This window comes from Shewanella scandinavica (assembly GCF_031932065.1).
In the GTDB taxonomy this organism is placed as follows: domain Bacteria; phylum Pseudomonadota; class Gammaproteobacteria; order Enterobacterales; family Shewanellaceae; genus Shewanella; species Shewanella baltica.
In genome coordinates this window covers 204,703-231,455 of the sequence record NZ_JAUOES010000001.1, presented here as the reverse complement: position 1 = coordinate 231,455, position 26,753 = coordinate 204,703, and the positions used below count along the sequence as shown (strand labels likewise).

At 44.9% G+C, this 26,753-nt stretch carries 18 protein-coding genes, 1 other RNA gene and 1 pseudogene; 13 read left to right on the top strand and 7 right to left on the bottom strand.

Features of this window, described 5'->3' with window-relative positions; translation table 11 throughout:
* Nucleotides 1–60: 60 nt before the first annotated feature.
* Nucleotides 61–783: a YebC/PmpR family DNA-binding transcriptional regulator gene (locus Q4Q50_RS00940; RefSeq protein WP_006085103.1), complete on the bottom strand. Its 723-nt coding sequence runs from the start codon at nucleotides 781–783 to the stop codon at nucleotides 61–63.
* Nucleotides 784–1,202: 419 nt separating this feature from the next.
* Here Q4Q50_RS00940 and Q4Q50_RS00935 point away from each other — a divergent pair, with 419 nt between their 5' ends.
* A complete protein-coding gene (locus Q4Q50_RS00935; protein WP_311897938.1) occupies nucleotides 1,203–2,771 on the top strand; it encodes a methyl-accepting chemotaxis protein in 1,569 nt (522 codons plus the stop codon).
* Between the two features lie 333 nt (nucleotides 2,772–3,104).
* Nucleotides 3,105–3,329, top strand: coding sequence for a TIGR02922 family protein (locus Q4Q50_RS00930; protein WP_006080825.1), 225 nt, complete (start codon nucleotides 3,105–3,107; stop codon nucleotides 3,327–3,329).
* 408 nt (nucleotides 3,330–3,737) lie between these two features.
* On the opposite strand, the gene Q4Q50_RS00925 is transcribed toward Q4Q50_RS00930, so the two are convergent.
* The gene (locus tag Q4Q50_RS00925; RefSeq protein ID WP_311897937.1) at nucleotides 3,738–4,319 is read right to left on the bottom strand and encodes a TetR/AcrR family transcriptional regulator; all 582 of its coding nucleotides are present in this window, start codon (nucleotides 4,317–4,319) and stop codon (nucleotides 3,738–3,740) included.
* Between the two features lie 133 nt (nucleotides 4,320–4,452).
* On the opposite strand from Q4Q50_RS00925, the gene Q4Q50_RS00920 reads away from it, so the two are divergent.
* Nucleotides 4,453–5,520: an alkene reductase gene (locus Q4Q50_RS00920; protein WP_311897936.1), complete on the top strand. Its 1,068-nt coding sequence runs from the start codon at nucleotides 4,453–4,455 to the stop codon at nucleotides 5,518–5,520.
* A 76-nt stretch (nucleotides 5,521–5,596) separates the two neighbouring features.
* On the opposite strand, the gene Q4Q50_RS00915 is transcribed toward Q4Q50_RS00920, so the two are convergent.
* Entirely contained in the window at nucleotides 5,597–8,014 is a 2,418-nt protein-coding gene (locus Q4Q50_RS00915) for a Lon protease family protein (protein ID WP_311897934.1), read from the bottom strand.
* 520 nt (nucleotides 8,015–8,534) lie between these two features.
* Here Q4Q50_RS00915 and Q4Q50_RS00910 point away from each other — a divergent pair.
* From Q4Q50_RS00910 to Q4Q50_RS00900, 3 genes are all read left to right on the top strand, one after another.
* Complete coding sequence (locus Q4Q50_RS00910) at nucleotides 8,535–11,300, top strand: EAL domain-containing protein (protein WP_311897933.1); 2,766 nt, start codon at nucleotides 8,535–8,537, stop codon at nucleotides 11,298–11,300.
* Nucleotides 11,301–11,455: 155 nt separating this feature from the next.
* Nucleotides 11,456–12,691, top strand: a complete 1,236-nt coding sequence (locus tag Q4Q50_RS00905; protein WP_311897931.1) for a DEAD/DEAH box helicase — start codon at nucleotides 11,456–11,458, stop codon at nucleotides 12,689–12,691.
* Nucleotides 12,692–12,803: 112 nt separating this feature from the next.
* Nucleotides 12,804–13,316, top strand: a complete 513-nt coding sequence (locus Q4Q50_RS00900) for a hypothetical protein (RefSeq protein ID WP_261271868.1) — start codon at nucleotides 12,804–12,806, stop codon at nucleotides 13,314–13,316.
* Nucleotides 13,317–13,564: 248 nt separating this feature from the next.
* Here the strand turns inward: Q4Q50_RS00900 and ssrA are convergent.
* Together ssrA and smpB are read right to left on the bottom strand one after the other, a co-directional pair.
* Nucleotides 13,565–13,920, bottom strand: a transfer-messenger RNA (tmRNA) gene (ssrA, locus tag Q4Q50_RS00895).
* A gap of 71 nt (nucleotides 13,921–13,991) precedes the next feature.
* On the bottom strand, nucleotides 13,992–14,483 hold the full coding sequence (smpB, locus tag Q4Q50_RS00890; RefSeq protein WP_006080832.1) for an SsrA-binding protein SmpB: 492 nt from the start codon (nucleotides 14,481–14,483) through the stop codon (nucleotides 13,992–13,994).
* A gap of 278 nt (nucleotides 14,484–14,761) precedes the next feature.
* Here smpB and Q4Q50_RS00885 point away from each other — a divergent pair, with 278 nt between their 5' ends.
* On the top strand, nucleotides 14,762–15,199 hold the full coding sequence (locus Q4Q50_RS00885) for an SRPBCC family protein (protein WP_006080833.1): 438 nt from the start codon (nucleotides 14,762–14,764) through the stop codon (nucleotides 15,197–15,199).
* Entirely contained in the window at nucleotides 15,189–15,521 is a 333-nt protein-coding gene (locus Q4Q50_RS00880) for an RnfH family protein (RefSeq protein ID WP_006080834.1), read from the top strand. The genes Q4Q50_RS00885 and Q4Q50_RS00880 overlap by 11 nt, the downstream gene beginning before the upstream one ends.
* A gap of 115 nt (nucleotides 15,522–15,636) precedes the next feature.
* Here Q4Q50_RS00880 and Q4Q50_RS00875 read toward each other — a convergent pair whose 3' ends face one another.
* On the bottom strand, nucleotides 15,637–16,128 hold the full coding sequence (locus Q4Q50_RS00875) for an outer membrane protein assembly factor BamE (RefSeq protein WP_006080835.1): 492 nt from the start codon (nucleotides 16,126–16,128) through the stop codon (nucleotides 15,637–15,639).
* Between the two features lie 430 nt (nucleotides 16,129–16,558).
* On the opposite strand from Q4Q50_RS00875, the gene Q4Q50_RS00870 reads away from it, so the two are divergent.
* From Q4Q50_RS00870 to Q4Q50_RS00855, 4 genes and pseudogenes are all read left to right on the top strand, one after another.
* Entirely contained in the window at nucleotides 16,559–17,350 is a 792-nt protein-coding gene (locus Q4Q50_RS00870; protein ID WP_311897926.1) for an SAM-dependent methyltransferase, read from the top strand.
* Nucleotides 17,351–17,408: 58 nt separating this feature from the next.
* Nucleotides 17,409–17,623, top strand: a pseudogene (locus tag Q4Q50_RS00865) (hypothetical protein).
* Nucleotides 17,624–17,671: 48 nt separating this feature from the next.
* On the top strand, nucleotides 17,672–19,417 hold the full coding sequence (locus Q4Q50_RS00860; RefSeq protein WP_311897925.1) for a GGDEF domain-containing protein: 1,746 nt from the start codon (nucleotides 17,672–17,674) through the stop codon (nucleotides 19,415–19,417).
* A 341-nt stretch (nucleotides 19,418–19,758) separates the two neighbouring features.
* Nucleotides 19,759–21,528, top strand: a complete 1,770-nt coding sequence (locus Q4Q50_RS00855; RefSeq protein ID WP_311890082.1) for a monovalent cation:proton antiporter-2 (CPA2) family protein — start codon at nucleotides 19,759–19,761, stop codon at nucleotides 21,526–21,528.
* Nucleotides 21,529–21,656: 128 nt separating this feature from the next.
* Here the strand turns inward: Q4Q50_RS00855 and Q4Q50_RS00850 are convergent, their stop codons facing one another.
* Nucleotides 21,657–24,119, bottom strand: coding sequence for a TonB-dependent receptor (locus Q4Q50_RS00850; RefSeq protein ID WP_311890081.1), 2,463 nt, complete (start codon nucleotides 24,117–24,119; stop codon nucleotides 21,657–21,659).
* 859 nt (nucleotides 24,120–24,978) lie between these two features.
* On the opposite strand from Q4Q50_RS00850, the gene aceB reads away from it, so the two are divergent.
* The gene (gene aceB / locus Q4Q50_RS00845; protein WP_012588216.1) at nucleotides 24,979–26,628 is read left to right on the top strand and encodes a malate synthase A; all 1,650 of its coding nucleotides are present in this window, start codon (nucleotides 24,979–24,981) and stop codon (nucleotides 26,626–26,628) included.
* Nucleotides 26,629–26,753 lie beyond the last annotated feature (125 nt).

Below are 26,753 nucleotides of genomic sequence, written 5' to 3'. Positions count from 1 at the left end.
TTGACCTATAAACAAAAAACGCAGCCTAGGGCTGCGTTTTATTTCAGGCGAAAGCAGTGTTTAGTCTTCAATTTCCGCATTGTGATAGACGTTTTGTACGTCGTCACAATCTTCTAAAGCGGCGATAAACTTTTCAAACATAGCCACATCTTCACCTTCAACCTTAGTCATGTCCTGCGGTACGAAGGTGATGTTGTCGAATTCGAAGTTAACCTCTGGCATCGCTTCGGTCAGTGCAGTTTTGACTTTAAAGTACTCAGTGTGCGGCGCGTATACTGTGATTAAGCCATCTTCCAGCTCAACATCGCTCACATCAACGTCAGCCATCATCAGTAGTTCTAAAATCGCATCTTCGTCATCACCGGCAAACACGAACACGGCTTGATGATCAAACATGTGGCCAACTGTACCTGGACCGCCGAGTTTGGCATCGTTTTTCACGAAGGCTTGACGCACTTCGGTGAAGGTACGTTTTACGTTATCGGTTAGGCAGTCAACAATGACCATGCAGTTGCCAGGACCAAAACCTTCGTAACGGGCGGTATCGTAATCTTCACCACCGCCGCCTTTGGCTTTTTCAATTGCGCGTTCAATAACATGCGCAGGCACTTGGTCTTTCTTAGCGCGTTCAATCAAGCGACGCAGTGATAAGTTTCCATCGGGCTCAACGCCGCCTTGTTTAGCGACAACGTAAATCTCTTTACCGTAGCGTGAATAAATGCGGGTTTTTTGACCGGCTGTTTTCGCCATGGATTCTTTCTTGTTTTGATATGCTCTGCCCATCTTGATCTCGTTAGCTCAAAAAAATTGCGCCGATATTAGCAGTTTTCTTGGCATAAGTGCAGTCGTCCATGTGGGATTTATTACCTAGAAGGCGACGGGGCACGCATTTCAGGGCAAAGTTGGCTTTTTCATGCGAGGTTATCTTGAGAATGGACTAAGACTAAATCACGCGAAATTAATACTAATGTCTAATGCCATACACACGTGAGACTGTTGATGATAGTTGACTGCTACTTTGTTTATCTAGCGAGATAAATTATCTAGCTTATTCAGAGAAATAGACTAAAACTATAAATCTTGAGCGCTATCATAGTTAGCCCTTCTTAGTCAGCTGTAATTTATAGCTGCAGAACGAGGGCTAATGATTCGACTCTTAGCATTTCCCTTTCATTTTTACCTTGCGCAGTTACGGGAAGTATATGGAAATACAGCACAAAGTTTTAATTTTTATCAGTTTCACGCTGGTCACTCTGGGGAGTTTATTGCTTGCTGGGCTGCATCTTCCGAGCATTGTGCAGGCGCTGATCTTGGGCGCAATCACCTCTGGCTTAGTGGTGTGGGTGTGTTTGCGCGCAACTAAGGCCAAGCTCGACACCGATGAGGCAAATACTAAGGCATTAAAAGATCAAAGCCTTCCCGCCCATGATATCAGTGTGCAAACCAGTAAAATTGCTATCGGTTCGGCAGAAGTGTCGCATTTTATTGATTTACTGAATAAATCCATTGAATCAAATGGCGAGCATGCCAGCGCTATTGCCGTTGCCGCGGGGCAATTGAGTCATACCACGGCCCAACTTGGCGATAATGCCGCCGATATTTTAGGCCAGGCACAAGAGGCTGAGCGCGTTAGCGTGCAGGGGCGTAGCCAAGCCCAAAAAGGTGTGGCGGCTATTCGCTCACTGAGTACGGATATTGATACCGCCGCCGAGCAAGTACAGGCGCTTAAGTCGCGAGCCGAAGAAATCCAAAAAATCACCGAAGTGATTAACTCCGTTGCCGAACAAACGAATCTGTTGGCGTTAAATGCGGCCATCGAAGCGGCTCGTGCGGGAGAGCAGGGCCGAGGTTTTGCGGTTGTCGCAGACGAAGTTCGCAGCCTTGCGGGTAAAACCGCAGGTGCGACCCAAGATATCGGCAAGATGCTATTAGAAATCCGCAGCGAAACCGATAAAACCTCTGGGCTGATGGAAAGGGTCGTAACGCAAACCGCCGATGTGGTCGCGGCTATGGGCGAGTTAGACGCGCATTTCACTGAGATTTCGGCCTCTGTGACTCAATCGGCCCATGCGTTAGGTGATATGGAAGATTCGCTCAAGCAATATAACAACACCACTAACGACATTAGCCGCTCTGTGACTCAAATCCGTGATTCGTTAAATTCGACGGGTAAACAGAGTCATAGCGTATCTGAGCAGGCCTTTACTCTATCCTTGACCACCGAGGGCATTTTTAAAGCGCTGTCTAAATGGGATACACAAACCTTCGATCAGCAGGTTTTGCAATTGGCCAATGTGGCCGCTAAAGCGTGCGGTGACAAGTTGGCACAAGGTTTAGCTAGCGGCAGTTTTAGCGAGGCAGATTTGTTTAATCCTAAATATCAACCGATTGCTAATACTCAGCCGCAGAAATACAGCACAGCTTTCGATCGTTATACCGATCAGCATTTTCCAACGATTCAAGAACCCATTCTGGCAAAACACAGCGAAATCATTTATGCGGGAGCCGTTGATAAAAAAGGTTATTTCCCGACCCATAATAAACGCTTTAGCCAAGCGCTGACGGGCAAGGTCGAAGTCGATATGGTGCATAATCGAACCAAACGCTTGTTTAATGATCCGACGGGGATCCGCTGCGGCGCCCATACAGAACCTGTATTACTGCAAACCTACAAACGGGATACGGGCGAAGTGATGCATGACTTGTCTGTGCCCATTTTTGTGAATGGCAAACATTGGGGCGGATTTAGAGTGGGATTTAAGGCTAAGTAAATATTAGATAATCAAATTTAGGTTATTTACTCTAAAAAATGCATAAAAACGCATCTTGCTATGTGTTGTACTTGTGAACTGTAGTGGGTAATTGATTAACACAATAGAAATAGATTGGCATCTTTTTGCTGAAGTGCTTAAATAGCTCAAGGTGCACAGTTTGATACAGTATTGTACGCCATAATAAAAATATAAAATTTGAATAAGACCTTAATTAGTTGATTTAAAAATGGTTAAAATATCTTTGGGGATATTTTAAGATGTAGAGGACAAGGAGCTCTCTTGCGACGTAAATATAACGCAGCAGACGCTGCTTAATGTGAGTTAAATGTGATGCAAGCAAATCAAGCGACTGTTACTGTTTTATATTATGACGCGCCCGTAGGGTTAATTATGCACAATTCTGTGCTAGCTAATTTGCCTGTGAGTGAAGCTGGGCGTGTGATGATACCGGCAAGTTTTCGTAAGGGAAAATCGATCATTGCCGTACTTGAAGGTGAATGTAAGATACTGAACTCATTGGGCGAACGGGTATTTGCTCAGGCTAACATAGGTTGAAATTAGTTTATAATTTCAAAGGTTAGAATTTCAAAAGGTTAGCATTTCAATAGATTAACATGTCAAAAAATAGTCATCCTTGGGACGCATAATCGCCTTGTTGAATTAGCGTCCCGACTTTCTTTGCAATACTTCTTTTAATCTTTTTTATAATGTACAGAACGTATTTACTGCGCTTTATCGGCCTGAATTTAAGGAGATAGTGACGCTTATATCGACTTGAATAACACCACCTTCCATAGCATCACACCCAATAATTCGACTCTCAATAACTCGACATTCAACAATATCTGAGCAATTACCACCAATACAGCGGCATCTCGCTAAACACTATATTGTCTAAAGACTATCTACACTCTGTCGATTTTAGTCGCCCAGATATTTGTTATAGAACAGATTAAAATGCCTTTAATGGCAGACCTCAGTCAGCAATCGTTCGGCAAGATGTTGAAGGGTTTCGGCATTTGGATGGGTGTGAGCGAAGGTTCTTAAACCATAAATTCCCATCATAAAATATTGGGCTCTTTGCTCGTCGCTGCGATGACCTTCTAGCAGTCCTTGCTCGGCTGCGCTGGTAAACTGCTGCGTTAGCGCTTGCTGCCAAGATTGCAGATACTGATTGATGATATCTCTAATCTCAACATCTTGCTCAGCCACTTCATTTAATGCCTTCGTCAATAAACAAGCTTGGGCGCTATCACAACTTAGGCATTCTGCAACAATATGATCTAAATAAGTTTTTAAGTTCGTTAGTACATTTTCGCTATTAACGAACAGGCTGTTGAACTGCGTATTTCTGTCGAGTTGATATTGCTCAATGGCCGCGATTAGTAATCCGCGTTTATTGGTAAAAGCGCAGTAAATCGACCCCGGATGTAATCCCGTGGCTTGAGTTAGATCTTGCATGCTTGTTTTGGTGTAACCCTTGTGCATGAAGGCGGCCATAGCGCCACGAAGTACCTGTTCTCGGTCGAACTCTGCATTACGCATCGAATTTAATTCACTTGTATAGAAACGCTTAGGCCGAATTCTACCTAATTTTGAACGAACATTCAAAAATTAACTTGAATGATCATTCAAATAATAATATCTTGAATGCATATTCAAGAATGGGATTGAGAAAATGACCACACAAACCACGCCAAATTCCTTGGCAAATCTGTTCGAAACCTACTCGCTTAATGACACTATTACCTTAAACAATCGTTTCTTAATGGCACCTTTGACCCGTTGTATGGCCGATGCCGACTTAGTGCCAACCGATGATATGGTTGTCTATTATGCACGCCGCGCCGAAGCGGGTTTGATCATTACTGAGGCGACCATTATTCGTCCCGATGCACAAGGTTATCCAAATACTCCTGGCATTTTTACTCAAGCGCAAATTGCTGGCTGGCGTAAAGTGACCGATGCGGTACATGCCAAGGGCGGTAAGATTTTTGTGCAGTTATGGCATACGGGCCGAGTTGCTCATCCACACTTTTTTGGTGGTGGCGATGTGCTTGCGGCATCAGCCCAGAAGATTGAAGGCAGCGTGCCAAGAATGCGTGAGCTAACTTATGTTACGCCAAAACCCGCCACACTCGAGGATATTCAAGGCCTAGTGCGTGACTACGCTAAAGCGGCGGAAAATGCCATTGAAGCTGGTTTTGATGGTGTTGAAATCCACGGTGCAAATGGTTATTTAATTGATACCTTCTTACATCATGACAGCAATCGCCGCACCGATGAATACGGTGGCACGCCTGCCAATATGTCCCGCTTTGTGCTTGAAGTTGTCGACGCTGTTGTGGCTCGTATCGGCAAAGACAGAACTGGTCTACGGATTTCACCTGGGGCTTATTTCAATATGGCGGCCGATAGCCGTGACCGCGAAGTATTTGATTATTTCTTGCCAGAACTAGAGGCGCGCGATATCGCCTTTGTGCATATTGGGATTTTCGATGACAGTATGGAATTTGACTATCTTGGCGGCAGAGCTTCAAGCTATGTGCGCGCACACTATGGCAAAACCTTAGTGGGAGTTGGAAGCTACAGCGCTGAAACTGCCTGTGAAGCGATTGCAGCGAATAAGTTCGACTTGATTGCTATCGGTCGTCCATTCATTGCTAACCCTGATTATGTTGCTCGCGTGCGTGATGGCGTTGAACTCGTGCCTTACAGCGATGAAATGCTAGCAAGCTTAGTGTAATTTCACTTAATAGCTTAATAAATAAAGGGTTAGCATTAGCTAACCCTTTTTGTTTGCCTATCCCACATCCTTTAGCTTAGTCCGCTTTAACTAAGGATCTGAGTGCAGTGAGTTTTTGCTGGGCGATGCCGAAAATGCTCTCGGGAGAATATTGCCCTTGGCTAGGTGCGGCCGTTTGCGACAAACTGCCCGCGGTTTTACCAAGCAGTAACTCCATGGCTTGCGTTACATGGGTAATGGCCCAAATATGGAACTCACCTTGCGCCACGGCATCGACAATGTCTTTACGTAGCATCAGGTTAGCCATGTTCGACGCCGGAATAATCACCCCTTGCGCTGACGTACGGCCTTTGATTTTGCAAACATCGAAGAAGCCTTCGATTTTCTCATTCACGCCGCCAATGGGTTGGGCCTCACCAAACTGGTTCATCGAACCTGTGATGGCAATATCTTGCCTAATTGCTTGCTCGCTAATCGCCGAGATAATGGCGCAACATTCGGCCATAGAAGCGCTGTCACCGTCCACACCGCTGTATGATTGCTCAAAGGTGAGGTAAGTGGTGAGTGGGATCTGCGCTGTTTTACCTAAAACCGAGGCTAAATAAGCGGTTAAGATCAACACGCCCTTAGAGTGAATTCGCCCCCCTAGTTTGACTCTGTGTTCGATATCCATCACTTCACCCTTACCGAAGGCAGTGGTTGCTGTGATGCGATTAGGCATACCAAACTGATGATCTGAGGTCGAGATGACGGATAAGGCATTGATTTGCCCAACCACTTTGCCTTGAGTGCTGATCAAGGTGGTGCCGTTGGTAAAGCTCTGCATTATGTTGTCGTGCAGACGTGATACCCTTTGCTCTTGATTTCGCAGTGCTTGTTCAACATGCGGTACTAAAATGTGCAGACTGCCTGCCGATTTCGCGCAGTAGTTTGATTCCCGCAGCAGGTTGGCAATATTGGCCGAGTGTAGCGACAGTTTTTGCTGATCTTCGGCCTCCCGCGAGCTGTATTCTATGATGCGTGCTATGGCGGCGCGATCGCAGTGCAGCATGTTGTTGTCGTGGACTATGCTCGAGATAAAGCGGGCATAGTGCGCCTCTGAGGTTGCGGTTCTGTCCATTACATCTTCAAAATCGGCGGTAACGCGGAACAACTCACTAAAATCAGGATCATAGTGCTGTAACAGCTGATAAGTTTCATGATCGCCAAACAGAATGATTTTCACATCTAAGGGGATAGGCTCAGGTGCCAAGGAAATCGTACCCGATAGAGACACTTCCCGTTCGAGTGAGCTTAAATCCAGTTTGCGTGAACGCAGGGCGCGCTTTAGTCCGTCCCACACGTAAGGGCGCTCTAATACTTTAACGGCATCCATCAATAATACACCGCCATTCGCCTTGTGCAGGCTGCCGGGACGGATAAGTGAGAAGTCGGTGAACACTGTGCCTCTAAATGTGGCGTTTTCCACATAGCCAAATAGGCTGTGATAACTCGGGCTTTCTTCAACGACTATGGGGAATTTTTGAGTGCCTTGGCCGACCAAAACGTTAACTTGATAGCGGCGGGGCATTTTCTTTTCTAAGGAAGCATAGGCTAGGCCTAATTGTTCTTCACTTTCTTCTAAGAAAATATCCAGATTATCTAAGATATCCACCTGCATACCGGTTAAGAAAGTGCGCGCTTCTGGCTGATGCTTGAACTTATCTTTGAGTGGTTTAATAAAATGGATTAATACTTCTTTGGCGACTTGCTCGTCATGCTCTTGCTGCTTGTCGCTAAATTCTTCTTCCCATTCTGTGATTTGGCGAATAATACCGCGCAGTTTCACTTCTAGACCGTTGATATTGCTTTCAAATTGACTGCGCTCAGTATCGGTCAAGGCGTCGAATGAGGCTTCGTCATGGGGGTATTCTCCATTGAGCGCGACCATTTGATAGTCGCCCTGCATGGTCAAACTGAGGCTGATGCCTTTTTGTTTTGCTTCTTCGGTTAATTCTGTGAGTGCGACTTCTTGTTTCTGTGATAGCTGGCTTTTGAGCTTTTCTGTGCGGGCATAATACATTTCATTATCAAAGGCTAAAGGTAAAGCTTTGACAAGTTTTAGCATTAACTTTTCGACGGCTTTTTTGAATTCAAGCCCAGTCCCCGCGCTCAGTTTGAGCACTTTAGGGCAACGGGTATCATCGAAATTAACCACGTAACACCAGTCGTACAGCGTATGATCGCTTGGCTCGTGACGACTTAAATAACGCAGCATCATAGTGCGTTTGCCAAGGCCGTTCTGGCCGATGGCATAAATGTTATAACCCTTTTCTTTAATCCCCATCGCAAACTCTACCGCTTGCTGGGCACGTTCTTGGCCGACAATATCATCAAGTGGAGTGAGCTCGGCTGTGGACTGGCAATCTGTACTTAATTGGTCGAGTTCGCAAATGCGATACAGTTGTTTACTGTCGAGTAGGGTGGCTTGGCTTGATACGACGTCAGTGGGCATAAATATCCTTGTTTTTACAGCCTTATTATTTCCATTGTAGACAATAAGATAGCATTTTTGTCAATCAAAACTCCGTTATTGCTGATTTATGTCTTTAGGGATAGTTATCTGCAGCTAACAAAGCGCTGTGGCATTGCGAACAGGCTTAATCGGTTAAGTCTAACTAATTGTTACGCAATAAACTTATCCTAATACTGACTCGAAAATTTTGTGCTAAAGTAGCAAAGGTAATGTCAGCGGCGCTTTACTGTGCTACGGCAATTTGAGTGGTCTCGGAAAATCTATTTAACCTTGATGGTTTGACCTCTCCAGCCTTAAAAGGTGGCTATGATGGGGACGGTTTAATAGCTAAGATTGGCGCCAATTGAGATGTAGTGAATTGATGTTAAAAGTAAAATTTTATGATGTTTTACCGCTTGATTAACGCTTTCCCTTTGGGGCTAATTTGAGCATGCGTTTGGGGTCTATGGTGTTTTTTGCCGTGGGTCGATTGAGCAGTAACTAAGTATTAGTTGGCAAGATGATGATAGATGTACCTATTTCGCAGCAAGATCTTGATAACTGGTTGAAAGATTTAAACTTGGTTGCCGAGATATCGAACAGTAAAGCGATATTAATAGCATGGAATGCTGCGGGTGAACTTAGCAGTATGTTAAGTTCAGATTCTGCGGCTGACAGTGAAATCCAGGCACTACTCTGTCATTTAAGCGGCAATCACTCGGCGAAAACCCTGCCTATCGCAACATTATCAGCTACTACGTCATCAACCGCTACACAGCCCAAAGCTGCTCCATCAACAGCCACTCCATCAAAAGCGACGACATCAGAATTCACTTCCAGTCCTTCAGATGCTGTTGAAACTTCCGTTGATACCCAATTAGCCCAAGAACAGTTGGTCAGCCCAACTGAGCCGATTTCGCTATTGCCGCGATTAGGCCACCATCAAATCACCTCGTTATTATCTGTGTCAGAGTTAACTGAGCTGGTCAGTCAGTCCCAATTGATCATAGATACTCGGCAGCACTCAGATTGGCGCACTTGTAGCGCAATCGGCAGCGTGATTTGTTTATCCCTCGCTTGGCCATCTGGGGCAGATTTTGGCTTTTTATGTTTTTATCACAACGAGGCGCTCGGCGTAGATTCGAAAACGCTGCAGCTGGCAAAGCTTATCAGCGATAGCATTCAACGCCAGTTAGGCGAGATATTGAGCCAACACAGTGCGGCTGAAGCATTAAGCCGAGGTACGCCAAGGTGTGTCGATACGGTCGATTTACAAACATTTATTGATAGTTTTGAAGAACATATTTGGATGAAAAATGCCGCTGGCATTTATACACTCTGTAATCGCAGCGTCGAGAAAGCATGGGAAATGCCCCGCAGTGAGATTGTCGGTAAATCCGATGTCGAACTCTTTGGTGCTGAAATTGCGAATATTTTTCTAGAGGGGGATAGGCTCGCTATCGAGTCTGGTATGCCAATTATTGTCGCTGAGTGTTTAGACGGCAATGAAGCTAAAAATCATCTTTGGTTAGAAACGCTCAAACTCCCAACCTTAAATACCCAAGGTGAGTTTGTGGGCGTTATCGGTATGACTCGCAATATTTCCAAGCATAAAGCGGTTGAAGAACAACTGACACTGGCGACCAATGTATTTAAAAACTCGGTCGAAGGCGTGGTTGTGACCGACAGACACGGCAATATCACCGACGTAAATGGCGCATTTTTTGAGATCACAGGTTATGTGAGGGAAGAGCTGCTAGGTCAGAATCCACGGATTTTTAGCTCGGGTCGCCATGATAAAGCATTCTTCGACAAACTGTGGAATGCCCTGTTAGCTAACGGTAAGTGGAACGGTGAGATTTGGAATCGGCGTAAAAACGGCACTATTTTCCCGCAAAATATCACCATAAGTACGATTTATGATGAAGTCGGTGATGTGCGTTATTTTGTCGCTGTGTTTGCCGATATTTCTGCCCAAAAAGAGAATGAAGCGCAACTCACGCACTTAGCGTATTTCGACCCGCTAACGCATTTGCCTAATCGCATGAAGTTTATGATGCAGCTCAAACAGGAAGTGCGGCAAGCTAAGCGGCTGAATTTGCAGTTAGCGACAGTGATGATAGATGTCGATTTGTTTAAGCATATCAACGACAGTTTTGGCCATAGCATAGGTGATGAAATGCTGGTCGAGCTTGCCAAGCGTTTACGCAGCCAAGTAGGCGATCAGGATGTGTTATCGCGGATTGGTGGCGATGAGTTTGTGGCGTTAATTTCGGGGATCGATAATAACGAAGATGCCACGGTTGCCATTAATCAATTGCGCCAAGTGTTTGAACAACCTTTTATTGTGAGTACGGGCGACCACCTGCGTTTGACTGCGAGCATGGGCGTGTCTTTGTATCCAAATGATGGAACCGATGCGGACACTTTACTGCGTAACGCCGATGCGGCCATGTATCGCGCTAAAAATGATGGCCGCAATAATTATGCTTTTTATACTGAGTCCTTAACGCAACAGTCTTTTGAACATCTTAAGCTGCAAAGTGCCCTCTATGGCGCGATTGAGCAAAATGCCTTGTACTTGATGTACCAGCCAAAACTCGACTTAGTGTCTCGAAAAACCGTGGGATTTGAAGCGCTGCTGCGTTGGCACGATCCTCAACTGGGTTTGATTTCTCCCGCGGTATTTATACCCGTGGCAGAAAAAATTGGTCTTATCCATGAGATAGGTTTATGGGTGCTAGAAACCGCTTGTCGTCAGGGCATGCGTTGGCTTAGTGAAGGTAAACATTTTGGCCGCATTGCGGTGAACGTGGCCGGACAACAGTTACAGCGCAGCTCCTTTGTGGATGATGTAAAACGTGTCTTAGCTGAAACTGGCTTACCCGCCAAACACTTAGAGCTTGAAGTGACCGAAAGTGTGATGATGCAAAATCCCGATCTTGCTATCCGTGACTTAAAGTTACTTGGCGATCTGGGCATAGAATTATCGGTCGATGACTTTGGCACCGGTTATTCATCGCTGAATTATTTGAAAAAACTACCCATCCATAAGCTGAAGATTGATCAATCCTTCGTGCGGGATATTCCCTTCGACACTAACAATACCGCGATTGCTAAAGCTGTGATTGCGCTTGGACATGCGTTGAAGCTCGACATTATCGCCGAAGGAGTGGAAACCAAAGAACAAGCCGATTTTCTGCAACAGAATCAGTGCGATCAAGCCCAAGGTTATCTCTTTAGTCGTCCGCAACTACCAGAAGATCTCGACGCATTTCTATCGTGATGCTGGCGTATTGCGAGACTGACTTATGGTAAGGCTAACTATCCTGAAATTGATTTAGTTTCACCCGATAGAACCACAGGGCTAGCGCTATGGCGCTAGTCGCTTGGGTTTGTGTCTGCTAAAATTCTGGTCATTATTTTCAGTGGTTAACCGCAATGTCTTTTAGTGTCTTATCCTTAAACTCCACATTAGTGAATACCTTAGCGAGCCTTGGCTATGAGTCGCCAACGCCTATCCAGCTAGAAGCTATCCCTGCCATCTTGGCGAAACGGGATGTGATGGCTGGCGCCCAAACGGGTACAGGCAAAACCGCGGCGTTCGCCTTACCCATCTTGCATCATTTGTTGGCACTCAGCCCCGCGCAAGAGCTAACAGCGGCAAGACCCGTATGCGCATTGGTTTTAGTGCCGACACGTGAACTGGCAGTGCAGGTACAGCAGAGTTTTGTTAAGTACGCTAAAGGGACAGATATCCGTGTTGGTATCGCCTACGGCGGCGTGAGTATCGATGCGCAGGTCGCTGTGTTTAATGCAGGGATTGATGTGTTAATTGCTACGCCGGGCCGTTTACTCGACCACCTCAGACAAGGCGCATTGAGTCTTAAGCAATTGAGCGTGCTTGTGTTTGATGAAGCCGACCGTATGCTCGACATGGGTTTTATGGATGAAATTCAAGCCGTGATCAAGCAAGTTCCGAGTGACAGACAAACGCTGTTATTTTCTGCCACCTTAGATGCCGCCATTTTCAGCTTAAGTAAAACCTTACTGCGCGATCCTAAGTTGATTGAAGTTGCCAAGCGCAATACGACCGCTGCCGAAATTGAGCAAGTGGTTTATGCCGTCGACGCCGACCGTAAAACCGAACTCGTCAGCCATCTGGTGCGCAGTAAAAACTGGCATCAAGTGCTGATTTTTAGTCGCACTAAGCAAGGCGTCGATAAACTGGTTCAGCAACTCAATAAAGCCGATATTATTACTCAGGCGTTTCACGGTGACTTGTCCCAAGGTGCACGCGAGAAAGTCTTACAGGAATTTAAACAAGGCAAGATCCAAGTGCTAGTGGCCACGGATGTCGCCGCCCGAGGCCTAGATATCGTCGAGCTCAAATACGTGATTAACTTTGAGCTGCCTTTTATCGCGCAGGATTATATTCATCGTATCGGCCGCACAGGTCGAGCGGGCAGTGCAGGGCTTGCGATCACCCTTTTTAGCCAAGAGGACGCCCTATTACTGGAAGAAGTCGAAGTTGTATTAGACAAGCGTTTACCACAACAATGGTTGCCCGGTTTTGAACCCGACTTTGATAAAATGGACACTGAACCAAGGCGTAACGGCAAAGCGGCCCAAAAACAACGTGCCAAAAAGCGCGCTCTGGGCGGTAAGAAGCGTTAATTTTTTTATAGGAGTTTGTGTAGCGGTGTAAAGTTAATCATGTTTATCGTTTCACCGTCAGTTAGCGTTTTAATAGGATTCGGCCTTTTTGAATTGTTTTTTTGGGTGTTGTATGAAGCGATTGATGCTGTTTTTGGTTTTTATCTTGTCTATTCCTTCCGTGATCATCGCTGCATTTGTCTTTGAGGATATAGGAGGACATATTTTATTCTCTTGGTTCTCATTGACCCTTGGTCTCATCGGGATTGGTGGAATATTGAGATTTAGAGAGGATCAATTTTTAACATACGATATCGTTGAAGGGACTATTATTTCACTGGATGAAAATACCAGATACAGCCCAGAACATGAGCACTTCAGGTACCAACAAATTTTCATTAATCCGGTTGTAGAATATTTTTGGCAAGGAAAGCGTTATACAAGAGGAACTCTGATTAATTATGACGAACAAGCTTACACTCGGTTTGGACCTCAAATCGGTGACAAGATCAGTTTATGTGTTCCAATCAATTGCCCTGAAGAAGCGATTGAAAACAAATTCCTATCTAGATATATACATTTAATCATTGGTTTAATTTCTATTTCGATTTCAATCGCACTTGCTGTATTACTCTTCTCGTACTGATTTTTGCCGTTTTCATAGGTTTTAGTGATGGCGGAGCCAATCGTTAGCAGCAATGCGTATGTCTTAGATGGTCAAGTCCAAGCAGGTGATCTGAGTTATATCTCTCATTCTCAAACTACCCAAGCTAGAAAATCTCAAACCATCCGAGCTAGCAAAGCTTAATTGTGGAAATAAAATCTCAAACCGCGTTCCATGAGCAGAGCAAACAAAAAGGGCTTAACCTTGCGGTTAAGCCCTTCTGGTAAAATTGGTGGAGGCGGCGGGACTTGAACCCGCGTCCAGAACACCTACATCCAAGGCACTACATGCTTAGTCTCTCTTTTAATTAACCCGAATAAACTCCGAAAGACAGGATTTCATCGGGCGAGTCCGGTACTATTTCGCGGTTCACCCCCGGACGGAGTTCCCTCGCTATCAAATGTAGGATGACCATCTGTATACACTGCCCATTTGAGAGACCTGTGTCAGATGGCTAGCTAGCCTAAGCTGCTAGAGAGTAGTTAGAGTCGTTTGCAACTATAACGGTGCGGCTTTTTACGAGGCCAACCGCCCCTCGGCATGCTCCCAGGGTTTCGTGAATCCTGTCGAATCCAGAATCGCCCCCAAGAATTTGATTGTAACCCGTAGCACAATGATCACCTAGCATCATTTGCTTCAAGTTCAATCGTTTGTTCATTATCCGTGCGTTTTTTCTTTTTTCATCACGCGGGCTTTTTCAACTTCCCATTCACGCGCTTTAGTATCTTCGCGCTTATCGTGATCTTTCTTACCTTTACCTAGGCCAATCTCCACTTTCACCCATGCACCTTTACGCCAGTACATAGAAATAGGAATGATGGAGTAGCCTTGGCGCTCGACTAAGCCAGCCAGTTTATCGAGCTCTTTACGGCTGAGTAGCAGCTTTTTCAAGCGCAGGGGATCGCAGACAACGTGTGTCGATGCCGTATTCAAAGGAATAATGGTGCAGCCATGCATAAAGGCTTCGCCATTTTTCAGGAATACGTAACAGTCGGACAAGTTGACCTTACCCATACGGATAGATTTAACTTCCCATCCCATTAGGGATAGGCCGGCTTCCATTTTCTCTTCGAAACGGTATTCGAAGGTTGCGCGCTTATTACGTGCGATAGTCGCAGGCGCGGCTTTGCTTGAATTTTTCTTTACCATAGTGGCGCCATTATACGCACGGTGATTCAATTTGGTATTGATATAAGGTTTTATTTAGTTAATTTCAAGCCTCTATCGTGTTGTTGCTGGTTTTTTGAACGCCATTAGGGGGCTGAGTATCAGCTTAAGTGCACAAGGGGTGCGTTTTTTACGTATCGTGATAAAATCCGTGCAAATTTTGATTGCTTGCCTAAGTTGTTCATCGCGTGTGCGTTCTTTTCGTGCGTTTGAGTTTGCTAAGGTCGCTGTGAAGTCGTTAGTTAAGAGTGCTAAGTCCTATGCCGCAAATTTCTCGAAGTGTGTTAGTCCGTTTTAGTGCGATGCAAATGTATGACTTAGTGAATGATGTCGAGTCGTATAAGGAATTTTTACCCGGTTGTGTGGGTGGCAAAGTCTTAGAATTTGATGGTAAGACTATGCTGGCATCTGTGGATGTGAGTAAAGCGGGGATCCGTAAGACATTTACGACTCGCAACCAAGTGGTTCCCGGGAAGAGTATTGATTTAACATTGGAAAATGGGCCCTTTAAGCATTTATTGGGGCAGTGGCGTTTTACTGAGCTGACTGAAGAAGCTTGCAAGGTAGAATTCGAACTGAGTTTTGAGTTTTCAAACTCGTTAGCCGATATGGCCTTTGGTAAAGTGTTTAATGATCTTATGGTATCAATGGTGACGGCGTTTACGAGTCGCGCTAAGGTGATTTACAGTGACAAATGAGACAGATAAGTTTGTAGTTGATGTGGTTTACGCCTTGCCTACTCAGCAAAAAGTAATTTCGGTGAATGTGAATCCCGGCACGTCGGCGATTGAGGTAGTGCGTTTAAGTAACATAGTGAGCTTTTTCCCTGAGATCGATTTAGACACGGTCAAGCTCGGTGTGTTTAGTAATGTGGTTAAACATGACCAAGTGATTTTACCGGGCCAAAGGGTCGAGATTTACCGTCCTTTGATTGCCGATCCTAAGGATGTTCGCCGCCGCCGCGCAGATAAAGCCAAAGATGAAGGCCGCGCGAATAAAGTCACTGGCGGACGGGCTTAATACGGTTGGTATAACTGCTTGACGTCAGTTTGACATCATTACTCAATGAAAAAGCGCCCTTGGGCGCTTTTTTGTATTTCATCGACTGAGAAGAGCATAAGCAAAGTTTAGGATATTACTTAATTGGTTTTTGAACTTGCGCTTCTGTTTGGTTTTCTTTTACTAAAGGTTTGGCATCTGGACGCTGTGCAGGAATTTGTGGCACTAGCTCAGTTTTATTACCCGTAGGTAAACTGCTCTGCTCGAGCGGCGTATCAAATTCTTTGCTTAGCTCATAATCGCCATTCACTGCGGTGAGTTTATCACCCGTAAAGTGCAAAATGAGTTCTTTATGCGTAATGCTGGCATCGCGTCCACTCTTGTAGTGATAGACGTAGTACCAAGTATCGTCGGCGAAACTATCACGTAATACCGGACGGCCGAGAATGTATTCGGCTTGTTCTTTGGTCATGTCAATGCGCAACTTTTCAACTTGTTGCGGTTCCATGTAGTTACCCTGTGGGATGTCGGGCTTATAAATCAACCAATCGAACACACTACAAGCACTGAGCGAAACAGAGAGCGCCACAGCGCTCAGCAGGGTAAGACTTTGCTTTTTATTGATCATTGTATGCGCTACTTCTGAAAATCTGGCGGCCATAATACCCAAGCATTCACCCTCATGACAAGGGCAATCGGGTTTTGCTGCCGTCATAGATCGAATTGTGTGACTTTTCGACCCGCGATGTTGGCTTTAGTTCTCAATCTGTAAGGATATTTATTACTGTAAGTCTCGTGGCTGCTGTGGGTGTGATTTTTCAGCCTCTGAACCGTACTGGTTTACTGCTTACAGGATTGAAAAATGGAAATGGGAGTTCGATTTCTTCTTTAAAGCCAAGCAATTAGTCAGTAAGTCAATAAACAGTTTGTGTGGCGATAAACATAGTAATCTTGCTTAAATCAGATTAAAGTTACCGATATGTTTTTATTATGTTATTGTGCCGTGGCTTTTAGCTTTAAGTTCGCAGTGTTTGAAATAAAGTATTGGGATAGATGCTTTGGGGTCATTAGTTTGTGTAGGCACGGGCTTGCAGCTGGCTGGACAAATTTGTGTGATGAGTCGCAGTTATATTGAACATGCCGATGTGGTGTTTTCACTCCTGCCCGATGGTTTTTCCCAGTGTTGGATCCAGAACATTAATCCCAATGTCATCAATTTACAGTCGTTTTATGCTCAAAATGGCGAAGTGAAAAATCGCCGAGAAACCTATGAACAAATGGTTAATGCTATATTGGAGTCTGTGAGGGCTGGCAAGAAAACCGTTTGTGCGCTTTATGGTCATCCAGGAATCTTTGCCTGTGTTTCCCATATGGCGATTACGCGGGCTAGGGCAGAAGGGTTTTCAGCGAAGATGGAGCCGGGGATTTCGGCCGAGGCGTGTTTATGGGCTGATCTGGGTATTGACCCCGGCAGCTCTGGGCATCAAAGCTTTGAAGCTAGCCAGTTTATGTTTTTTAATCATGTGCCCGATCCGACAACCCATTTATTGTTATGGCAAATTGCGATTGCTGGTGAACATACCTTAACTCAGTTCCATACTACGAGTGACAGGCTGCAGATTTTGGTTGAACAACTGCATCAATGGTATCCACTGGATCATCAAGTGGTGATCTACGAGGCTGCTAATTTACCCATTCAAGCCCCTAGAATTGAGTATTTGCCATTGAGTAAGCTGCCTGAGGCAAACTTGTCTCCGATCAGTACTTTACTGATCCCTCCAGCAAAAAAACTCGAATACAACTATGCTATTTTAACTAAATTAGGCATTAGACCTGAAGACTTAGGCTAATTGCGAGTGCTGTACTTCTGAGCTGAGTTCGGGAGTCATTATATAAATAAGGAAAAGTATGTCTGCATTATCGGATTTTTTTCTCAGTTGGGTCAAGATGCACAGCTGATGGAAGCGTATCAACAGGATCCTGAGGCCGTTATGCGTGCCCATGGGTTAACTGATGAAGAAATTGCAGCCGTCATGTCGGGAGACATGGAAAAACTGAAAAGCTTGAGTGGCGATGGTGATTATCAGTCCTACTTAGTTATTTCCCATGGTAACGGTGAGTAATTGAAACTCCTGCGCGCTTTTTTGTGGTTATGTTCGGGTATATTTTGTATGCCTTTAATGGCTGCAACTATCAATTTTGATGAGGCGTTAGCAGAGCTGGAGCAACTACAACATACCGATCTACCCAGTGCTATTACTAAGCTCCATGAACTTGAAGCTGATTTCGAGCATATGACGCGTTTTCAACAAGGGCGCTTATTAGTATTTAAAGGGACTTCATTTATTTATTCAGGTCAATATCAAGAAGCCCTAGATAATTTAATTCAATCAGAAAATTTAGTTCAAAATAGCGATTATTTATTTTCTGCCTATAGCTATGAGGCAACGGCGTACATCGCCCTTAGGAACTTTAAAGATGCTTTTGTTGTAATGAGCAAAAGCCTAGGGTTAATAGACCGAATTGATAATATAGATATCAAACGTGCTGCATATCTACGTTTAGCCAGTTTGTACTCTGCAATGGGCATAAAAGAAGAGGTGGGGACCTACGCGGCTAAGGCACTATCACTTGCTGCAGCAGATAATGTAAAAGATATTTGTACTGCAAAGTTGTATTTATCAGTTTATCAGTTAGAGCTTGAAATATATGACAAGGCATTTGATGAATTCCAGAACACACACGATTTTTGTGAGTCTAATGGTTTCCCATTGATTTCGTTTATTGCATTGAAAGGAATGGGGGAGTCTAAGTTAAGGTTGCAAGAATACACCTCTGCAGTTGCTTTACTTTTGAAAGCGCTAAAGGGGTACGAGTCTTTTAACTTTCAATTAGAAATTAATAGTGTCCATTCTTTGTTAGCCGAAGCATATTTTTCACTGAAGCAATTTGCTAATGCGGTCGAGCATGCCAAGTTCGTTACGTCATTACCTAATGAACCTAGTTATACCGAGTTAAAGCATAATGTCTTTAAAGTGTTAGCTGGCTTAAATGCTGAGAATAAACAGTTTGAACAAGCCTATGAGTATTCGAAAAAAGAGCAGTATTACAATCAGCTGATGTTTGATGAAGCGAAAATGAAAACGTTAGCGTATCAGGCCGCTAAATTTAATGCCGATGAACAGGCGCGTGAGATCAATCTACTCAATAAAGAGCGAGAGCTTTATATCGCCCAGCAAACGGTAAAAGAGCGCGAATACACCAATATGCTGATGTTTATCACTATTTTAGTGGGTGGACTGTTCTTCCTCGGCATTTTGTTAGCGGTAGGCCAGATGCAGAAGCGCAAGTTTATGCGTATGGCGAGAATGGATGCATTGACAGGTATTTTGAATCGCGGGGCAGGGCAAGAGTTAGGAGAAAACCTTTTTGTGCAAGCCACGGCCCGCGGCGGGGATTTTTGTGTCATTTTATTCGATTTAGATTTCTTTAAGCGCATCAACGATTCTTTTGGCCATGGTACCGGCGATTGGGCGCTTAAAAAGGTGGTTGATTCCCTTAAATCTCATATCCGAAATGGTGATGTTTTTGCTCGTATCGGCGGTGAGGAGTTTGCGCTTTTATTACCCTATGCCGATGAAGAGAAAGGTATGGAAGTGGCAGAGCAATGTCGAGCCCGTATTGAGGCCATTGATACCCAACATTCAGGGCATAAGTTCGTCATTACGGCGAGTTTTGGCGTGAGTGGTTTAATGGCTGATGATCTGAGTTTGGATCCATTATTCCACCGAGCCGACATGGCGCTCTATGCCGCTAAGGCCAATGGTCGCAACACTGTAGTACGCTATTCTGACATATTAAAATGTGACAAGCAGGCAACAGATTTACGGCGTCATATCGCATCGTCCTCAGTGTAATGCAAGTCCTGTGAGCCATGTAGTCTCATCCAGAGTTGGCAAGCCCTTAGTAGTTTTATCCTTCCTTAGTTTATTGCTCGTTTTATATTTTGCAGCCACTCACTTACATGCAGCAACAGTCTAAGGTGTTTCTAAGTACCTAAGCTTCGTTTACTCAGCACTGTTGCTGCAGTTTACTTTCACAGTGCTTAAGTGATTTCACATCAAAAATTTCTCATTTTTAATGAATTGCCTTGACCTTGTTAATAAGTAAATGGGATATCATAGCTGTTAATTTGCCGAGCTGCGGCGAGGCAAATATATATGGAACACTGCGCATTCCTTTTTCCGTTGGAGCCTTCATGGAACAGTCGAGTTTACTCACGTCGGTGCTGCTATTTTTATTGGCGGCGGTTATTTTTGTTCCTTTAGGTAAACGTTTTGGCGCTGGCCCGATCCTTTCCTATCTAGCTGCTGGCATCATTTTAGGCCCTGGCGGCATGGCCTTAGTTTCTGATCCTGCTGCTGTATTACATTTTGCCGAGTTAGGTGTAGTGCTGATGTTGTTTGTACTTGGACTCGAATTGAATCCAAGTAAATTATGGGAACTTCGCAGTGCTATCTTTGGTTTAGGCAGTGGTCAGTTGTTGTTATCATGGGCTGCGATTGGGGGCTTGGCTTGGGGCTTTGGCTTGTCTGTTGACGCAGCTTTAGTGGTTGGCGCCGCGCTATCTTTATCATCGACAGCCTTTGCCGTGCAGTTAATGAGTGAGCATAGGTTGCTCACAACCCCACTCGGGCGTGATGCCTTTGGTGTCTTGTTAATGCAAGATCTTGCCGTTATCCCCATGTTGCTGCTGACAGCATATTTGGCGCCCAATTCGGCGCAGATTGAACATCATGCCGTGCCTTGGTACTGGACGTGTCTTGCGCTCGTTGGTTTTGTGTTAGTGGGGAAATATTTACTGCCTAAATTCCTTAAACTAGTGGCAAGCAGCGGGGTGCGTGAAGTGCTCACCGCTTTTGCATTATTGCTGGTCATGGGTAGCGCTGAGTTAATGGAGTGGTTGGGACTTTCTGCGGGCATGGGGGCATTTTTGGCGGGTATTATGCTCGCAAACTCAAGTTATCGACATCAACTTGAAACCGACATCGAACCTTTTAAAGGCTTATTGCTTGGGCTGTTTTTCATGGCGGTCGGTATGAGTATGGATTTGAAGTTATTACTATCAGATCCGTTACTTATCTTAGGTATTTTAATGGCAATGTTGCTGATTAAAACCTTTGTGCTGATGGTGCTGGGCCGCATTCGGCACCACAAATGGCGACCGAGTATTGCACTAGGGTTGATCCTTGCTGAAGGCGGTGAATTTGCCTTTGTGCTGTTATCTCAGGCACAGTTATCTGGCATTGTCGGCGATAAAATTGCGCAAGTCCTTGTGCTTGCTATTGGTTTGTCTATGGCGGTGACGCCGATATTGTTTACCCTGTTTCGCGCAACTAAAGCCAAAGTGGTGGATACTCGCTTGCCAGATACGATTAATGTCACCGAATCTGAAGTGGTGATTGCTGGTTTTGGCCGAGTAGGCCAGATAACCGGGCGTATTTTGGCCTCATCAGGTATCCCTTTTGTCGCCTTGGATAAGGATGCGAGTCATGTGGATGTGATTCGCAAATATGGCGGTGAGGTCTATTTTGGTGATGCCAGACGCTTAGACATGTTGATGTCGGCGGGGATTGCTCGCTCGCGTTTATTATTGCTTGCCGTGGACAGTGTTGAAGATTCTATTGAAATCGCTCAGCAAGTGAAAACGCATTTTCCGCATATCAACATAGTCGCGCGGGCGAGGGACCGTAACCATGCATATCGTTTGATGAGCCTTGGGGTGACAGATGTATTTCGTGAGACCTTTGGCTCGGCGCTGTCGGCCAGCGAGAAGATCCTCCAAGGTTTAGGTTTATCTCAGGTACAAGCCAACGAGCGGGTAAAAATCTTTGCTGAGCATGATAAGAAACTGGTGATTGCGAGCGCAGCTCATCAAAATGATTTAGCGACGTTAATCAATCTATCGAATAAGGGTAAGGCAGAGTTGGAATCCCTTATGCGCGGTGATAGGGAGAATGTCAGTTAATATGCTGGGTATCATTTGCCATTCTCAATTGAGGATTTAGATGTCAAAAGAGAGCATAAATGCTCTCTTTTTTGTTGGAAACATATCCACTTTCGCGCTGCAGTTTAGCGCTTAAATCTATTTAGCGCTCAAAAGCTATAGCTGTATTGCAGTTTGACGTTGCGTTCTTCACCCGGCATACCACCGAGGAACATGGCTTTACTGTAATAGTCTTTATTGAAAAGGTTATTGATGTTCAGCTGGATTTTCCAAGAATCCGCGTTGTAGCTCACCGCCGAGTCGACAACGGTATAGCTAGGCACATAACCGTCTGGAATACCAAATGAGCTAGAGTGTGTACTACGATCATCGACAAATTTAGCACCAAGGCTTAATTCGATTGGGCTTGATAAGCTAAACCAATCGGCGCCATAGGTCACCCAAGCACTGGCAGTGACATAAGGTACGCCTTTTTGTCGGCTATTATAGGTTAAAGTATTTGGATTTTGTTTATCCCTTGCATCTTGGTACATGCCGTTGAGGTTAACGCGCCATTGATCATTAAGATGGGCATTGAGATCGAGTTCAACTCCCTGAGTATCTTCGCTACCATTGTACAAATATACTGGGATGTTAGGTGTTAATATGCCATTGGTATAGTCAGGATTGTTATAGGCGACATTAGTGCGCGAGCTCTTAAAGAGCACCAATGATGCTAGCATTTGGTCGTCGAAGGCTTTAAAGCGCATACCTAAATCATTACTAACCGATTCTGAATCATCTCGGTTGGTAGCATTATCTTTTACTGCATCGAGCACACTGTAGGCGGTGCGTCCCTTTGAGTGATTGATAAAGAATGATAAATCCTCTATCGGCATGTAGGTCAAGCCTAAGTTATAGGTCATGCCGTTATCTGTGGTATCGGCCTCTGGAGTCGCTTGGGATTGGCTAATGCTGTAGCGAGGATCAAGGCCTAAGTGTTCATAACTTTGTTTTATCTCGTTAAATGCGACACCTACACGTGTGGTGAAGCCATGTCCTAAATATCCCACGTGTTGTACACCCAAACCCCAAGCGCTGACTTTTTTGTCATAGTTCGCGGTCTTGAGTGGGTCATAGTCTTCAAACTTACCTGTACCCCAGTTAGGATTACGGATGTCGTAAATATAAGGCAGGGAACCTTGATAAGTGATTTCTCCATCCTTGTTTTTATAGATTTGATCGGCATCGAAGATAGAATATTGCTGGAAACGAATATTACGGTCTTCATAGTTGGCATTGACCAATAATTCATTGTCTATGTTACCAATTTGGAAGTCATAACGTAGATCGGCAAAGTACTGCCACGACGTTTCGTCGGCATCGACTTTACGGTATTCCTGACGTCTTGCGGCAAAAGGATAAAGTACGCCATTTTCAACTAATGGCGATCTAGGCTCTTCGTTAATCACGTCGGTAAGAACGTTTTTAATCTTGATGTTACGCTTCCAATAGACGTAGTTATAGGCACCAGTTTGGCGGGCGAAACCTGACGTGTAGTCGCGATACTGCAATTGTTGATTGAGGAACAAATTGTCGGTGAAATAGATATTATGGGTCAGTTTAAATCTTAACTCTTCACCCTCATTGTCCTTCGCCATCGGCGAAATCAGCCCTGCATCACCAAACGAATAGGGTGTTAAGCCGTCTGCGCCCGACAACGAGGCCGCTAACTGCTGACGCTGTGCATCGGTGAGTTGTAGACCATTACCATTGGGATCATTGACCAGATCTTGCCACGTAACCTCGCCCGCGCTCTTACCGCCGACAGATTCTGCATTGTAAATCCGAATCGGGTGACCAATTGAATCAACGGCAATAGCATCTTTTATGTAAGCACCTGAAAGCATTAAATCTTGGCTATCACTTAATACCCATTTTAAGGCGCCATAGATTTCGTCTCTGTCTGTACCTATATCGCGATACCCATCACTGCGGCCAGATTTAGCCACTAAACGGTAGGCGACATCATCGCTCAGGCCGCCCGTGCTATCCAGAGCAAGGGAGTAGGTGTCCCATTGGCCCATTTCGGCGCTGAACTTATGCTTTGACTCAAACTGCGGTTTCTTTTCAATAAGATTGATCACGCCGCCAGCACTTCCCATGCCATAGAGTCCAGTCGCTGGGCCTTTTAATACTTCAACGGATTCAACGTTGGTTAAAGAGCGCGTAGGGTTGAAGGTATTTCCTAGGCCTGCACCGCCATACATACCGTCATAGGTGTAATTTGCGCCTAAACCACGGATGACTATGTTGTCACCAATGCCATAGTTATTTCCCGCTTGAGTTACGCCACTGATGTTACGGATCAAGTCCTGCAGATTATCTGTACCTTGGGTTTCGATCAGCTCTTGGTCAACAATCACTACAGCTGCTGGGGTTTCCATAAGAGACATGTCGGATTTAGTCGCCAGCCCTGAATTCTTCACTACTGAGTTCTGTCTGCCATAAACCGTGATGCGCTCAACGTTGGTTTCAGCATTTGCTGATGTCGAGTTGACTTCGGCGTGTGCGGTTTGTGATAAAACAGAAAGGCAGGCGAGTGCAGTTAGCGACAAACGAAATGGTTTCATTAATGGTTCCCCCAAATAAATAGGTCGCGAATAGTAATGATTTGCATTTAAGTTGGCAACAAATGTTTCAGTTCTTATTGTCAAAATGTGCAGTGCTGCCAATAAATGCTGCAAAAAGCATCTTTGTGAGCAAACCAGTAATGGGTTCTAGCAAGAGAGAAGCGTCATAAAAGGGCGGTTTTACGCTCCATCCCGTTGTAATTTCAAATTTGTTTCATTTTTTTTATAAAAAAGTGATTTATTTTTTGAGTTAACCATCACATCCCACCTTGTTGATCGGGAAACGCAACCTAGTGCTTAGCTGGTATTACACTTGGGTGTTATTTCGTTTACGTAAACGTCAAAATAAAACGGTCGTTTAAATTTGTGGTGGTGGTGGCAGTCGTTATCATTATGATTTATATGGATTTAGCTTGCTTCCCTCTAGGTTAGTTCAAAACATTGGGTATTTTCTACTTAGGTCTAATAGGATAAAAATGCTGTCTTTATATATTTACTGTTGGTAATTTAATTACGTAAATAATTACTTTGCGTGGGGGTTGGTAAAGTTGTCTGACAAGTTTCATTTAACTCAAATTACCTAATGTGATTAAAATGTTTAATGTATTTTGTATCATGATGTTAGGTTGTTTTTTGTTGCTTGGTAAGACCAATTTTAGCATGGTTTTTACTTAGGTTAATGCCCGTTTTTGTCAATCTTGGACTGTTGCAAATACAAACGTTTGTCGGTAAGTTTTAGTTCGAAACAAACATTTGATGGTTTATTGGTGGGTTTATAAGCAGCTGTGATTGGGGATGCTACTGCTTTATATGTCAGCGTTAAGCCTGTGATAGTGGAGCCTCTTGGGAGGGCATCAAGATGACGGAACACACTTTGAGTGAACAGCAATTGAATTCGACACTGGGTAAAGCTACAGCAAACGCCACGCTTAATATTGTGGGTCGTGACATTCCAGGCCAAGAAGTCATCTTTACCGAAGGGGCTGTCGCCTTACTCGAATCCCTTTGTCGTGAGTTTGCCGACGAAGTACCCGCCTTACTCGCTAAACGTAAAGATAAGCAAGCGCGTATCGATAAAGGATCATTACCCGACTTTCTGCCTGAAACCCGCGCTATTCGTGATGGTGCATGGCAAATTCGCGGTATTCCCGATGACTTGCTTGACCGCCGCGTGGAAATCACAGGTCCCGTTGAACGTAAGATGGTGATTAACGCACTCAACGCCAATGCCAAAGTGTTTATGGCCGATTTCGAAGACTCTTTAGCACCAAGCTGGGAAAAAGTCGTCGAAGGTCAAATCAATCTACGTGATGCCGTGCGTGGTGATATTGAGTACACAGCACCGGACACAGGTAAGCACTACAAATTAGGACCAAATCCGGCAGTGCTTATTTGCCGCGTTCGTGGTCTGCATCTTAAAGAAAAACACGTGCAGTTTAACGGCAAAGCGATTCCTGGCTCACTGTTTGATTTCGCACTGTATTTCTACCACAACTATCGCCAACTTTTGGCCAAGGGCAGTGGTCCATACTTTTATATTCCTAAGTTAGAAAGTCATGTTGAAGCGCGCTGGTGGGCAAAAGTATTTGCTTTTGTTGAGGAAAGGTTTTGTCTGCAAGCGGGCACGATTAAATGTACTTGCCTGATCGAGACGTTACCGGCCGTGTTCGAAATGGACGAAATCCTCTACGAGCTGCGTTCCAATATCGTCGCGCTGAACTGTGGTCGCTGGGATTACATCTTCAGCTATATCAAAACATTAAAGCGTCATAGCGACCGAGTCTTACCGGATCGCCAAGCCGTCACTATGGATACGCCTTTCTTAAGCGCTTATTCAAGACTCTTGATTAAGACCTGCCACAAACGCGGTGCGTTAGCGATGGGCGGCATGGCGGCCTTTATTCCAGCCAAAGATCCGGTTCAGAACGAAGCCGTATTGCAGCGAGTTCGTCGAGATAAAGAACTAGAGGCGCGTAACGGCCACGATGGCACTTGGGTGGCACACCCTGGTCTTGCCGATACCGCTATGGGGATTTTCAACGAATACATAGGCCAAGATCACTGTAATCAATTACATATCACCCGTGATGTAGACGCGCCAATTCTGGCTAGCGAACTGCTTAAAACCTGCGACGGTGAGCGCACTGAACAGGGGATGCGTCTGAACATTCGTATCGCACTGCAGTATTTAGAGGCGTGGATCAGCGGCAACGGTTGCGTACCTATTTACGGCTTAATGGAAGATGCAGCTACGGCTGAGATTTCTAGAGCCTCAATTTGGCAATGGATCCAACACGGTAAGTCGCTATCAAACGGCAAACTCGTGACCAAGCAACTCTTTAAAGACATGTTGGTTGAAGAGCTGTCGAACGTGAAAAAAGAAGTGGGTAGCGACAGATTCACCCATGGCAAATTCACCCAAGCGGCGGTATTGCTCGAAGACATTACCACCTCCGACGAGCTGGTCGATTTCTTAACCTTACCCGGTTACGAAATGCTGACTGCTTAGGATAAACCCATTTGCTTGAACCGTTTTATATCAATCAGATTTAGCTGTGGCGGGGCTACCGCCAACCAAACAATTTAGCAGAGTGAAACTGGGGGGCAGTTTCATGATAGCTACAACATCAAAGA

Coding starts and splice junctions, on each gene's coding strand:
- aceB (WP_012588216.1), top strand. CDS start 24,979: ATGACGGAACACACTTTGAGTGAACAGCAATTGAATTCGACACTGGGT.
- Q4Q50_RS00905 (WP_311897931.1), top strand. CDS start 11,456: ATGTCTTTTAGTGTCTTATCCTTAAACTCCACATTAGTGAATACCTTA.
- Q4Q50_RS00940 (WP_006085103.1), bottom strand. CDS start 783: ATGGGCAGAGCATATCAAAACAAGAAAGAATCCATGGCGAAAACAGCC.
- Q4Q50_RS00915 (WP_311897934.1), bottom strand. CDS start 8,014: ATGCCCACTGACGTCGTATCAAGCCAAGCCACCCTACTCGACAGTAAA.
- Q4Q50_RS00900 (WP_261271868.1), top strand. CDS start 12,804: ATGAAGCGATTGATGCTGTTTTTGGTTTTTATCTTGTCTATTCCTTCC.
- Q4Q50_RS00855 (WP_311890082.1), top strand. CDS start 19,759: ATGGAACAGTCGAGTTTACTCACGTCGGTGCTGCTATTTTTATTGGCG.
- Q4Q50_RS00885 (WP_006080833.1), top strand. CDS start 14,762: ATGCCGCAAATTTCTCGAAGTGTGTTAGTCCGTTTTAGTGCGATGCAA.
- Q4Q50_RS00935 (WP_311897938.1), top strand. CDS start 1,203: ATGGAAATACAGCACAAAGTTTTAATTTTTATCAGTTTCACGCTGGTC.
- Q4Q50_RS00910 (WP_311897933.1), top strand. CDS start 8,535: ATGATGATAGATGTACCTATTTCGCAGCAAGATCTTGATAACTGGTTG.
- Q4Q50_RS00930 (WP_006080825.1), top strand. CDS start 3,105: ATGCAAGCAAATCAAGCGACTGTTACTGTTTTATATTATGACGCGCCC.
- Q4Q50_RS00850 (WP_311890081.1), bottom strand. CDS start 24,119: ATGAAACCATTTCGTTTGTCGCTAACTGCACTCGCCTGCCTTTCTGTT.
- Q4Q50_RS00925 (WP_311897937.1), bottom strand. CDS start 4,319: ATGCGTAATGCAGAGTTCGACCGAGAACAGGTACTTCGTGGCGCTATG.
- Q4Q50_RS00860 (WP_311897925.1), top strand. CDS start 17,672: ATGCCTTTAATGGCTGCAACTATCAATTTTGATGAGGCGTTAGCAGAG.
- Q4Q50_RS00920 (WP_311897936.1), top strand. CDS start 4,453: ATGACCACACAAACCACGCCAAATTCCTTGGCAAATCTGTTCGAAACC.
- Q4Q50_RS00875 (WP_006080835.1), bottom strand. CDS start 16,128: ATGATCAATAAAAAGCAAAGTCTTACCCTGCTGAGCGCTGTGGCGCTC.
- smpB (WP_006080832.1), bottom strand. CDS start 14,483: ATGGTAAAGAAAAATTCAAGCAAAGCCGCGCCTGCGACTATCGCACGT.